The organism is Shewanella sp. BJSY2023SW005, from assembly GCF_047314585.1.
Taxonomy (GTDB): Bacteria; Pseudomonadota; Gammaproteobacteria; order Enterobacterales; family Shewanellaceae; genus Shewanella; species Shewanella algae.
On sequence record NZ_JBKORJ010000038.1, the window covers coordinates 88,491 to 100,407 of the forward strand.

Consider the following 11,917-nt stretch of genomic DNA (forward strand, 5'->3'; position numbering starts at 1 on the left):
AAATTATGGATCACCAGACCTTCCTGCTGTACCTGTTTGCGATCTTACTGATAGCCATCTCCCCTGGCCCGATCGCCATGTTATCTATCTCTCACGGGATCCATTTTGGTAAACGCCGCAGTCTGGCCACGGCCTTGGGGAGTGTCAGTGCGGCCTTGCTGTTGATGTTGGCTTCCATCGCCGGACTGAGCGCCCTGCTGCATGCCAGCGAATACGGCTTTACCCTGCTCAAATGGTGCGGTGCCGCTTACCTTATGTATCTGGGGATTAAACTGCTGCTCACCAAGCCCCATGCGGCCGAGCAAAGTGTTGGCCCCAAGGGACACGGCCATCCTCTCAGTCTGTTTAGGCAGGCGTTTCTGGTGGGGATCAGCAATCCCAAGGATCTGCTGTTTTTCGCCGCCCTGTTTCCACAGTTTATCGATGTAAGCGCACCCCAGGGACCTCAGTTGGCAGTATTGGCTTCCACCTGGGCCTTGGTAGACTTCAGCTTTGTGATGATTTACGCCTCTATGGCCAGTGTGCTGGCCTCATGGCTTAAGCGCAGCCAACGGCTGCATTGGTTGGATCGCGTCAGTGGCGGGGTGTTTGTCACCCTCGCCACTGTATTGGCCGTTAAAGATTAAGGAAGGGCTTTAGGGAAGGTGTAAATAAGCCTAAGTGGGTTTATTTGCACCGGCTCCATTATCTTTTAAGCTGCGAATATCATTGCCGGTTGGGCCCTGGAAAGCACGCAGATCGAATTGTGGCAAGATGGCAAAGATATGATCGAAGATATCTGACTGAATATCTTCATAATATGCCCAGCGGGTATCATTGGTGAAGATATACAGTTCGATCGGCAGACCTTCGGTGGTGGGTGCCAACTGCCGCACCATCAGGGTCATCTCCTTATGCACCTTGTCGTGGTGCTTGAGATACTCCAGCAGATAGGCTCTGAAGGTTCCCACATTGGTCAGCCTGCGGCCATTGACCGGCATTTCGATATCCGACACCTTGGCATTACATTCAGTGATCTCATGGATCTTCTTCGGCAGGTACTCTTTCAACAGGTTAATCTTCTCCAGCTTCTTCCTGTCCTCTTCGGTCAGGAAACGTATGCTGTTGATATCTATGTTGACCGAGCGCTTGATTCGGCGGCCGCCGGACTCAGACATACCACGCCAGTTACGGAAGGCGTCTGATACCAGCGCATAGGCCGGGATCATTGTGATGGTCTTGTCCCAGTTGCGAACCTTGACCGTTGTCAGCGACACCTCTTCCACCGCGCCATCGGCGCCGTATTTATCCATCTGGATCCAGTCGCCGGTGCTGACCATGCGGTTAGCCGCCAGCTGAATACCGGCAACAAACCCCAGAATGGTGTCCTTGAACACCAACATCACCAAACCTGTGGCGACACCCAAGCCGCTGAGGAAGTAGACAGGAGACTGGTTGGCGAGCACAGAGATGGAAATAATGATGGCAACGAAGAACAGGAACAGCTTTATCAACTGCACAAAGCTCTTCACCGGTAGACGACGGCTAATCAGCTTAACATCCGCCACCTCGTTTACCGCATCCAATGCCGAATAGGCAGCGCGGATCAGCAAGACGACCAGCCAGACACTCAGCAGCCTGTCGACCAGACTGGCCAGCAGTTTATGGTCTGTCAGTGCTATGGGGATCAGCAGGTTGAGCACGAGGGCCGGCACCAGCATGGCCAGCTTTTCCAACACTCTGTGGCGCATAAAGATGTCGTCCCAGGTGACCTTGGAACGTTGAATCACCAGGTTCATCGCCCGCACCACACCGCGACGAACAATGAAATAAGCCAGTCCCGCCAACAACAGGCAGGCAAGCACCATGAGCGAAGTGGACAAACCGTCGGCTGGCTGGCTATCGATACCCAGCTGCGATAACCAGTGTGACAGTTCGAATCTCAAGTCTTTGTCCAAGTTATCCAAAATTAACCTCTCAGAGAAAAATCACTCATCCCGACTCAAACCTGAGTCAGGTTGCAGAGTAACATACAGGTGTTAACTTTGGCTGAACAGTCGATCCCGTCCGCACAGGAAAACGTGCGCTCAATCACCTTTTAAGGCGAGCACCACTTCGGCACCCAATGGCTGCTGGAAGTGCTCCAGGTGATCTATGGGAAGCCCGGAAATCAATAACTCTCTGTGATTGTGCCAGTCGAGCTTCAGCTCATCGTGGCGACCGGATACCACCAGCAAACTCGGAAAATGCTCACCCGACTCAAGATCAGTCAAGTCCAGATGGCTCTGCCAATGTCCGTGCCCGTGCAGGCTGCAGTTGGAAAAACTGATGTCGGCCTGCCAATCTTTATCCGGCGACCAACTACTCAGCAGTATCGATTCCTGACAGTGCTCGCTATGGTCAGGTAGCGTGCCCACCCAACCTGCCACATGGAATAGACTCCATGAGGCCAGCAACAGGTAAAAGCATCCCCCGCCAAATTGCAGAGCCTTCGACAACCAGGCCTTGGTATTCGACGGCATACCCTCTCCAAACTATCAAATAGACTAAGAGCGGGATCATATAGGGGGGTATGCTGTAAGTAAACGCTGACCAAAGAGTTACAAACTTGGCGATTGTTTCATTGAATGGTTTAATTCGCCACAAAGCCGGGTGGATGTGTCATAGGACTCTCTACCGCAGCCAAAGTATAAGAGATCATAATGCCCTTACCCTTCAGGCATACCCAGAGCCAAAGTCGCCGGCAAGACAATTCTGACACTCTTTGCAGTCAAGGCTGACACATTAGCGGGCAACAACCTCACCTTATTGCTAAGGACTAGGTCATTTGCTGCGAACCACGCCTTGTATCCAAGCCGGTAAGCCAACGCAGAGCACACATGGGGCTTGTTCGCACCTTCCCCAAGCACAGGCACTCGAACATACAGTCCCAGCTTACTGTATGCCAAGCAACCAAGTTTGTGTTTTTCGTCATTGCCAGCCCAGGTTAGCCCGGTTATTGTTGACGCAGGATTCAGCCAAGCGAATTTTTTCATGTCGAAACAAAATCTTTTCAAACCCAGCTTTGCCGTCAGCGCCCTGGCACTGATACTGAGCTCAAGCTTTGCCATCGCCGAGCCGGCCCAGGTGGCCGAAGTCACTCTTGAAAACGGCGCCAGAGTCATACTCAAAGATGACTTCACCTGGGAGTATGTGCTCACGGAGGCGGTGATCAGCGCCGCCGAACCCGAAACGACCACTGAAGAAGTGGTTGCCGAGATGCCGAATACGGCTGCCCATACCACAGCCGCCACAGCGGCAGCAGTGGAAATGGCCGCCAAACCAGATCCAAGCAAAACCGCCGTGGTCGAGCAACTGACCCAGAGCGCCATGACCACTCCCGGACTGCTCGGCAAGACAGCCAGAGAAGGGATCAGCGTTTCACTGCAGCAAGTGCAGTGGCAAGGCGACAAACTGGGCCTGACCTTCGAGCTTGACAGCAACAGCAGTGAAGATATGGTCGAAGTCCTGATCAGTGCCAGCTTCTATAACGATCAGGGCCGCAAGATGAAAGAAGAGGAGCTGCAGGTCTGGCGTGCCATCAAACGTATGCCGGAAACCTATCTGCGCAAGGGCCAGCAGCGGCAATCCTCGGTGATCTGGGTTGAAGGAGTAGATAAAAACCAGTGGCAGAAGCAGCTGCTGAATCTGAAGATCACAGAATTGGATACCTGGTAGCGCCGGGTATATTGTCTTTTTTCAATAAACAAAGAGCGCCAAATGGCGCTCTTTGTGTTTCTTATACGGACTCTTTTACCGTCAGATGCCAAAGGGCCTGCTGGCCCTTTCGGCGCTTCCCGGCTCAGAGACTGCTTGGCAGCAGTTCCTTTGGCAGATAGGCGTTATAGCGCCCACTCGCCAGCAGCTCAGTGGCCTTGGTGATGTCCGGACCGAAGTACCTGTCCTTGTCATAGAAGGTAACCCGCTCGCGCAGTTCAGCCTTGGCCTTGGCTACCGCCGGGCTTGGCTGCAGCGGTGCCCGGAAATCCAGCCCTTGGGCCGCGGCCAGCAGTTCCACTGCCAGCACTCCGCGGGTGTTTTCCGCCATATCCCTGAGCCTGCGGGCGGCAAAGGTCGCCATGGAAACATGATCTTCCTGGTTGGCCGAGGTCGGCAAGCTGTCGACAGAGGCCGGATGAGCAAAGGTCTTGTTTTCACTGGCCAGCGCCGCAGCTGTCACCTGGGCAATCATAAAGCCCGAGTTAACTCCACCGTTTTCCACCAAGAATGGCGGCAGCTTGGAAAGATTGGAATCGATCAGCAGCGCAATACGGCGCTCACTGATGGCCCCCAGCTCGGCAATGGCCAGCGCCAGATTATCCGCCGCCATGGCCACGGGTTCGGCATGGAAGTTACCGCCTGAGATGATCTCGCCGGTATCTTCAAACACCAGCGGGTTATCTGTCACGCCGTTGGCTTCAATTTCCAGCACTTCGGCCGCCTGACGGATCTGCGTCAGGCAAGCGCCCATCACCTGTGGCTGACAGCGCAGGGAGTAAGGGTCCTGCACCTTTTCACAATTGGCGTGTGACTCGGCAATCTCAGAGCCGCTCCCCAGCAGATGACGGAATACTGCCGCCGAGTCTATCTGGCCCTTTTGACCGCGCACCGCATGAATTCTCGGGTCGAACGGGCTGCGACTGCCCATGGCCGCCTCGACACTCATGGCGCCGACCACAGAGCCAGCGGCAAACAGATCCTCGGCGTGGAACAAACCTTCCAGCGCCAGCGCCGTCGATGCCTGGGTGCCGTTGAGCAGGGCCAGGCCCTCTTTGGCAGCCAATTCAATCGGTTTCAGACCGGCGATACTCAAGCCCTCGATGGCGGGCATGATGCGCCCCTGATAACGCACTTCGCCCTCGCCTATGATCGGCAGACACATGTGCGACAGCGGCGCCAAGTCGCCCGAGGCGCCCACTGAGCCCTTCTCGGGTACGCAAGGGTAGACACCGGCATTGACCAGGGCGATCAGGAAGTTGATCACCTCGAGACGGATCCCGGAAAAACCGCGGGACAGTGAGTTGATCTTCAACACCATCATCAGCCGCACGGTTTCATCCCGCATCAATTGGCCGGTACCGGCGGCGTGGGACAACACGATAGAGCGCTGCAGCAGTTCCAGGTCCGCCGGGGCAATCTTGGTGTTGGCCAACAGGCCAAAGCCGGTGTTGATGCCGTAAACCGTTCGGCCCTCATCCAAGACTTTTTGCACCACGGCGGCGCTGCTGTTGATAGCTGCCAGCGATTCCGGATGCAATTGCAGCCGGGTTGGCGCGCGGCTGATGCTGCGCAGTTCAGACAGTGTCAGGCTTCCCGGTGTCAGAGTGATTTGAGTGGTCATCATCAGTCCTCCAACATAGGCAGATCCAGGCCCTGCTCTTTGGCACAGTGCTTGGCAATCTCATAGCCGGCATCGGCGTGACGCATCACGCCCGTGGCCGGATCGTTCCACAATACCCGGGATACCCGCTTGGCGGCAGCGTCGCTGCCGTCACAGAGGATCACAACCCCAGAGTGCTGACTGAAGCCCATGCCGACACCCCCACCATGGTGCAGCGACACCCAGGTGGCGCCACCGGCAGTATTGAGCAGCGCATTAAGCAGCGGCCAGTCGGAGACGGCATCCGAGCCGTCGAGCATGGATTCGGTTTCCCGGTTGGGACTGGCCACAGAGCCAGAATCCAGATGATCTCGACCTATGACCACAGGCGCCGACAGCTCGCCGTTTTTCACCATTTCGTTGAAGGCCAGCGCCAGACGGGCGCGATCTTTGAGGCCAACCCAGCAAATACGGGCCGGCAGCCCCTGGAAGGCGATACGTTCACGAGCCATATCCAGCCAGTTGTGCAGGTGTGGGTCGTCCGGGATCAGCTCTTTCACCTTCTGATCTGTCTTGTAGATATCCTCAGGGTCACCACTGAGCGCCGCCCAGCGGAACGGGCCAATGCCTTCACAGAACAGCGGTCTGATATAGGCGGGAACAAAACCGGGGAAATCGAAGGCGTTGGCCACGCCTTCGTCAAACGCCATCTGGCGGATGTTATTGCCATAGTCCAAGGTCGCGGCGCCGCGGCTTTGTAGCGCCAACATGGCCTGAACCTGCACCGCCATGGAAGCCTTGGCGGCCTTGACCACAGCGGCCTCGTCTTTGAGGCGCATCTCCTTGGCCTGCTCCAGCGTCCACCCCTGAGGCAGATAGCCATTCAGCGGATCGTGCGCCGAAGTTTGGTCTGTCACTACATCCGGAGTAATGCCGCGCTCAACCAGCTCACTGAAGATATCGGCGACATTGCCCAGCAAACCGACGGAAACCGGCTTGCCCTCGGCCTTGGCGGCTTCCAGCATCGCCAGTGCCTCGTCCAGGCTATGGGCCTTCTTGTCCAGATAACGGGTACGCAGACGAAAATCGATACGGGTCTCGTCCACTTCACAGGCCAGCACAGAGAAACCGGCCATGGTACCGGCCAGAGGCTGGGCACCGCCCATACCGCCCAGGCCACCGGTCAGGATCCAGCGGCCCTTGGCTTCACCATCGAAATGCTGCTTGGCCACGGCCACAAAGGTTTCGTAGGTGCCCTGGACTATGCCTTGGGTGCCTATGTAGATCCAGGAGCCGGCGGTCATCTGGCCGTACATAGCCAACCCTTGCTTGTCCAACTCGTTGAAGTGTTCCCAGTTGGCCCAGTGGGGTACCAGGTTGGAGTTGGCGATCAGCACCCTGGGGGCATCGCTATGGGTCTTGAATACTCCCACCGGCTTGCCGGATTGCACCAGCAAGGTTTCATCCTCTTCCAGACGCTTGAGCACCTCGACGATTTTGTCGAAACACTGCCAATCGCGGGCGGCGCGGCCTATGCCGCCGTAAACCACCAGATCCTCGGGGCGCTCGGCCACATCCGGATGCAGGTTGTTCATCAGCATTCTGAGCGGCGCTTCGGTCTGCCAGCTCTTACAGTTCAGAGTGGTGCCGGTCGGCGCAATGATTTTGCGCGCCGGATCATGTCTCTTATCCATAAACTTCCATTCCTCTGTTGCTTGTCTTGTGGTTTATTTTGTTGTTTTTATTTAGGTTTATGTTCGCCTCTGAAGGTCAAATGCCCTCCGAGACGGAAGCGGCTGCCGGGATGGATCAGCCGGGCAAAACTCACCACGCCCTGGCGTGACCAGGTGCGGCGCAGTATCTGTAAACAGGGCTCGCTGGCGGGAATCGTCAAACGGGCGCGTATCTGTTCATTGGCGACTATCGCCTCTATGGTGTGGCGTGCTTCGGTCAAAGGCGCCACCTGCGACAGATATTCATGAGGGGTCTGCAAATTGAAATCCTGCTGCAGATAGTCGGGGATTAACTGGGGATTCACGAAGCGCTCTTCGAGCTGTAGCGGCAACCCCTCTTCACAATGCACCAGCACCGAGTAAAACACCCGGCTGCCGGTCTCCAACCCCAGGGCGATGGCGATAGGCGCCAGGGCCTCTATGGCGGTCAGCTCCAACACCTGCACGCTGTAACCATGGCCGCGGGCCTTGATCTCATCGGCGATATTACGGATAGACAACATGGATGACTGCGACTTGAACTCGGCCACAAAGGTACCCAGCCCCTGACTGCGCTCCAGCACGCCGTTGTCCACCAGCTCGGTCAATGCCCGTCTGGCCGTCATCCGGCTGCACTCAAACAGCTCCGCCAGTTGGTTTTCGGAAGGCACCCTGGAGTGCTCCACCCATTCGCCTGACTCAATGCGGTCTGAGATGTACTGTTTAATGCGGGCGAACTTGGCTGTGCTCATCGAATCGACTCTGTGTTGGTTTCAATCTGCTGAAAAACTCGGCTATAATCCTAGCTTGTATATACAAGTAAATACAAGTTAGCTCACAAAATCACGGCAGTTGCCGCCACCGCGGCCGGCTTTAAGGCAAACAACAAGGAGCAAGCATGTCCTGGGATCAGGTTTGGATAGATATCAATATTGCCACTATGGACCCCTCTGTATCAGAGGCTTATGGCGCCATCACCGACGCGGCCCTGGCAGTAAAAGATGGCAAAATAGCCTGGATTGGCAAGCGCAGCGAACTGCCTGCCTTCGACGTGCTGGCAACTCCGGTTTACAAGGGCAAAGGCGGCTGGCTGACCCCCGGGTTGATAGATGCCCATACCCATCTGGTGTTTGCCGGTAACCGCGCCAACGAGTTCGAGCTGCGTCTCAAGGGCGCCAGCTATGAAGAAATCGCCCGTGCCGGTGGCGGCATTATCAGCACGGTTAAGGCCTGCCGTGAGGCCAGCGAGGCCGAACTGTTCGACGAGGCTCGCCGCCGCCTCAACGCCCTGGCCAAAGAAGGGGTTACTACGGTGGAGATAAAATCGGGCTACGGGCTGGAAACCGCCACCGAACTCAAGTTGCTCAGGGTCGCCCGCGAGCTGGGCAAACACCACCATGTGGATGTGGTCACCACCTTCCTGGGCGCCCACGCCTTCCCACCAGAATATCAAGGCCGGGAGCAGGAATATGTGCAACTGGTAATCGAGGAGATGCTGCCTCAGATATTGGCGGAAGATCTCGCCGATGCCGTGGATGTGTTTTGTGAAAATATCGCCTTCGACCTGCAGCAGACAGAAGCCATTCTCAGCGCCGCCAAGGCCAAAGGGCTGGATATCAAGTTGCACGCCGAGCAGCTCTCCAACATGGGCGGCTCAATACTGGCCGCTCGTCTGGGGGCCAAGTCTGTGGATCATATCGAATATCTGGATGAAGCCGGGGTCAAGGCTCTGGCCGAGAGCGGCACCTGCGCCACCTTGTTGCCCGGCGCCTTTTACTTCCTGCGGGAAACCCAGCTGCCACCGATAGCCTTGCTGCGCCAATATCAGGTGCCCATGGTGCTGGCCAGCGACTTCAACCCGGGGACTTCTCCCATCTGCTCAACCCTGTTGATGCTCAACCTGGGCTGCACCCTGTTCCGCCTGACGCCGGAAGAGGCCTTGGCCGGTGTCACCCGCAACGCCGCCCGCGCTCTGGGCCGCGAACAGCACATAGGCATGCTGCGCCAGGGAATGGATGCCGACTTCTGCCTGTGGCGGATCTCAACCCCAGCGGAACTCGCCTACAGCTACGGCGTGAATCCATTGGTGGATGTCATCAAAGGGGGCAAACTTATTCATCAATAAGTTTGGCCAGTGATACGAAATCGAGCTATGGCGTGAACACTACAACCATGTTCGCCCTCATAGTTCACTGAACTATATGCCGCCTGTTGCGTATGCCAAGCAAGCAGCATAAGCTGGAAAATCTCATCAAGAGATTGGTACTAATCTCGGGGAAAGGTCACAAGGTGTTGTAAATGAAAAAAGAATTAGCCGTAGATTTTGAAACCTTTTCACAAAAAAGTGATACGCCTGTATTTCATAAAATAAAATTTGATGAAACCAGTATTTATCTAACCAAATCATTTTTCTATGAAAGTGGTATACCTAATACGGGCAAGAATCATTTTGGGAACTATAGACTTTTTTCTTGGTCAGATGCTAGAGCAAAAGCGTTTCTTGGTTTTGAACTAGGACAAGAAAGCCCAGCGTTGGGTATTGCAAGTGTAATAGGTAGTTTCACTCCCTTGAAAGACGATTTAAGAGATGTTAAGTATGTCTCTGGTGAGGGTAAAGCATACTTTAAAAGTGCGCTCGCAGAGCTAGAGGGCAAGAATATTGAAGAAGAAAGCTCCGAAAAGGTTGACGCTGAAAACTTCATGAAAATGAAGGAAATAATACCAACAGGAGCGCAAGGTAAAGCTATTTATGGCGATGGCGACTACATTATAGATGGGCCTGCGGGTACTGGTAAATCAACTACTGTACTACAAAAAATCAAGTTACTAGAGGTTCAAGAAAAGATAAATCCTACAAGAATACAAGTGATTGTGAAAAACTCTAAAGTGGTGCCTCGATTCAAAGAGTTATTAGCTGCAATTGATATTTTCGATATTTCTATATTGCCAGTTGGTGATTTTATCGCAAGAAACTATTCAAATACACCAAGCGTGGGCGTTGATGAATTATCTTTTCTTAATAAATTAGCTGTTAACGCTTCCGACATTCTCAATTTCGTTTTTGATACGAAAACTCTTTTTGCTTTAGGTTATCAACTTAACCAAAACTATTGGGATCAAATGTGTGAGGTTACGAAAAATGACACATCCTTTATTTCTGCTGCTAAGAGTTTTCTAGAAAAAGCCGAAGAAGTAAGAGAAAGTAAAAAAGTTAATTCAAAAAGTATTGCTGACAAGCAGGCTGAGCTTAGAAAAAATACAGCTATTGAAAAAGAAAAACTTACCAGAGCCATAATTAAGAAAAACGAAAAGTCCTTGTTAAGAAGGTTGGGCAAAAGAATTGGTTTTAATGCAACAAGTAATGAATCCGCTTTGTCATTAGGTGACGAGGCTAATATTCGAGAGCAACTTAGTAAATATAAAAACAGGCATCAGGAAGTTATAGAAAAATTTAAGTTACGTTTCGATGAGCAGATTCATTTGGCAGAACAGTCTTTAGTCAAGGAACTTGAGAGTATCAAAGAGGTATTCGTTAAAGCTGTTGTAAAAACCACAAGAGATCGAAATGAAGCGGAAATATTAAGACTTTACTTCAATAAAAATCTTTTCGGAAATTATCCATTCCACACAATTATTGTTGATGAAGCTCAGGATGTTTCATCAGTTGATATTGAGTTAATAAGGCTTTGCACGCAAAACAGTATTTTGGCTGGAGATGAGTCTCAAACTGAAAACCCTGATGGTATTGGTTTGTGGGACAACCTTGCAATTGAAAATACTTTTACTAAAAACGATAACCTGAATATTTATCAACTTAGGCATAACTTCAGACAAACCTATGAACTAGGGAACGTCAGTTATAATTATCGTCAGCTTATACTTGGGCGAGGCATTGAAGATATAAAGTCAGATTATTTCGAGGATCAAATTGGCTTTAATAAGCCAAGCTTAAGACTTATATCAGCGGAAGAAGACTTTGTTCACTTGGTAAAGGCCCGAATTGATTACATTAAGGAGACGTTTTCCAGTTCATTTCCTTTAGTTATTTTTTATGAGAATTCGTCGAGCCTTCAGCGATTCAAAACGCTACTACAAGGGGAAAATTTCACCATATGCAATGATGAGAACTTGGAGTATGCAAGCGATATTTTATTTGTAAATATCTGGGAAATCGCTGGGCGAGAGTTCCCAGTGGTTCTTGCCCCTCTGACTGAATCCACTAGCGCTAACACAATTTATATTATGTTGAGTCGAGCCAAATTTGATTTGACGTTTTTCACAGGTGCGGGAAAAACTATAGACCCATACATATTGCTGCTGTGCCAACATGGTTTAATTAACAAATGAATTTAAAACAAATAAAACAAGGTATAGCCAAAATATTGCATGTTTGATTAACAGAGATAATTTAGACAAACATACAGGACATCCTAAACACTTTACAAACATACCAAACATACAGGACATCCTAAACACTTTACGAGCTGCAACAAAACATACAGGACATCCAAAACACTTTCTGAGCCGCAAGGAAGCACGTTGCAGGGCGGCAGTCTCTGATAAATAACGACGTATTTGGGGAAGTAGGCTCTCTGAGGCGAGTAATCTGCATGCTTCATACAAAAACTACGATTGCCAGGCAGGCCAACGGCAGGCTTAAGCCTGCTTATGCAAAATCACCAAGGGGTTAAGGTTAATGGGGATGTATTGCTTGGCTTTGTTGCTTACCCCGGCACCATTTACCGCCATATTTGGCCTTCATGGCACACATTGCATCCCATCGGCCACTCATGCCACTGTACTGACGGCGAAACTCCTTGGCGGAAGTTATCCAGGCATCGTCACTGATACCAAGCTCAAGCAGTAG

9 protein-coding genes and 2 pseudogenes are annotated in these 11,917 nt (G+C 52.3%); 5 read left to right on the forward strand and 6 right to left on the reverse strand.

Annotated elements, in window-relative coordinates; translation table 11 throughout:
- Positions 1-5 precede the first annotated feature (5 nt).
- A complete protein-coding gene (locus ACMHXI_RS12385; RefSeq protein ID WP_044733408.1) occupies positions 6-626 on the forward strand; it encodes a LysE family translocator in 621 nt (206 codons plus the stop codon).
- A gap of 30 nt (positions 627-656) precedes the next feature.
- Here ACMHXI_RS12385 and ACMHXI_RS12390 read toward each other — a convergent pair whose 3' ends face one another.
- Together ACMHXI_RS12390 and ACMHXI_RS12395 are read right to left on the reverse strand one after the other, a co-directional pair.
- Complete coding sequence (locus ACMHXI_RS12390; RefSeq protein WP_025889546.1) at positions 657-1,937, reverse strand: mechanosensitive ion channel family protein; 1,281 nt, start codon at positions 1,935-1,937, stop codon at positions 657-659.
- Positions 1,938-2,066: 129 nt separating this feature from the next.
- Positions 2,067-2,501, reverse strand: coding sequence for a hypothetical protein (locus ACMHXI_RS12395; RefSeq protein ID WP_054745069.1), 435 nt, complete (start codon positions 2,499-2,501; stop codon positions 2,067-2,069).
- A 511-nt stretch (positions 2,502-3,012) separates the two neighbouring features.
- Between ACMHXI_RS12395 and ACMHXI_RS12400 the strand changes: the two genes are divergently transcribed.
- Positions 3,013-3,696 carry a DUF3157 family protein gene (locus tag ACMHXI_RS12400; protein ID WP_045283904.1) on the forward strand — a complete coding sequence of 228 codons (684 nt, stop codon included), beginning with the start codon at positions 3,013-3,015 and terminating at the stop codon, positions 3,694-3,696.
- Positions 3,697-3,820: 124 nt separating this feature from the next.
- Here ACMHXI_RS12400 and hutH read toward each other — a convergent pair whose 3' ends face one another.
- The 3 genes from hutH to hutC are packed head-to-tail and all read right to left on the reverse strand — an operon-like array spanning position 3,821 to position 7,802.
- Positions 3,821-5,362, reverse strand: a complete 1,542-nt coding sequence (gene hutH / locus ACMHXI_RS12405) for a histidine ammonia-lyase (RefSeq protein WP_413735069.1) — start codon at positions 5,360-5,362, stop codon at positions 3,821-3,823.
- Complete coding sequence (hutU, locus tag ACMHXI_RS12410) at positions 5,362-7,032, reverse strand: urocanate hydratase (RefSeq protein ID WP_413735071.1); 1,671 nt, start codon at positions 7,030-7,032, stop codon at positions 5,362-5,364. Before hutU ends, hutH begins: the two co-directional genes overlap by 1 nt.
- 47 nt (positions 7,033-7,079) lie before the next feature.
- Complete coding sequence (hutC, locus tag ACMHXI_RS12415) at positions 7,080-7,802, reverse strand: histidine utilization repressor (RefSeq protein ID WP_107111050.1); 723 nt, start codon at positions 7,800-7,802, stop codon at positions 7,080-7,082.
- Positions 7,803-7,948: 146 nt separating this feature from the next.
- Between hutC and hutI the strand changes: the two genes are divergently transcribed.
- The 3 genes and pseudogenes from hutI to ACMHXI_RS12430 all read left to right on the forward strand — a co-directional run bounded on the left by hutI (position 7,949) and on the right by ACMHXI_RS12430 (position 11,397).
- Positions 7,949-9,175, forward strand: a complete 1,227-nt coding sequence (gene hutI, locus ACMHXI_RS12420; RefSeq protein ID WP_145839843.1) for an imidazolonepropionase — start codon at positions 7,949-7,951, stop codon at positions 9,173-9,175.
- A gap of 13 nt (positions 9,176-9,188) precedes the next feature.
- Positions 9,189-9,287: pseudogene (locus ACMHXI_RS12425) on the forward strand (integrase core domain-containing protein); the annotation flags it as partial.
- A 61-nt stretch (positions 9,288-9,348) separates the two neighbouring features.
- Entirely contained in the window at positions 9,349-11,397 is a 2,049-nt protein-coding gene (locus ACMHXI_RS12430) for a UvrD-helicase domain-containing protein (RefSeq protein WP_109248582.1), read from the forward strand.
- A 346-nt stretch (positions 11,398-11,743) separates the two neighbouring features.
- Here ACMHXI_RS12430 and ACMHXI_RS12435 read toward each other — a convergent pair.
- Positions 11,744-11,917, reverse strand: a pseudogene (locus ACMHXI_RS12435) (alpha-amylase family glycosyl hydrolase); the annotation flags it as partial.

What these genes read in the sequence shown, in the direction of transcription:
- ACMHXI_RS12385 (WP_044733408.1), top strand. Translation starts at nt 6, where the DNA reads ATGGATCACCAGACCTTCCTGCTGTACCTGTTTGCGATCTTACTGATA.
- ACMHXI_RS12395 (WP_054745069.1), bottom strand. Translation starts at nt 2,501, where the DNA reads ATGCCGTCGAATACCAAGGCCTGGTTGTCGAAGGCTCTGCAATTTGGC.
- ACMHXI_RS12400 (WP_045283904.1), top strand. Translation starts at nt 3,013, where the DNA reads ATGTCGAAACAAAATCTTTTCAAACCCAGCTTTGCCGTCAGCGCCCTG.
- hutH (WP_413735069.1), bottom strand. Translation starts at nt 5,362, where the DNA reads ATGATGACCACTCAAATCACTCTGACACCGGGAAGCCTGACACTGTCT.
- hutU (WP_413735071.1), bottom strand. Translation starts at nt 7,032, where the DNA reads ATGGATAAGAGACATGATCCGGCGCGCAAAATCATTGCGCCGACCGGC.
- hutC (WP_107111050.1), bottom strand. Translation starts at nt 7,802, where the DNA reads ATGAGCACAGCCAAGTTCGCCCGCATTAAACAGTACATCTCAGACCGC.
- hutI (WP_145839843.1), top strand. Translation starts at nt 7,949, where the DNA reads ATGTCCTGGGATCAGGTTTGGATAGATATCAATATTGCCACTATGGAC.
- ACMHXI_RS12430 (WP_109248582.1), top strand. Translation starts at nt 9,349, where the DNA reads ATGAAAAAAGAATTAGCCGTAGATTTTGAAACCTTTTCACAAAAAAGT.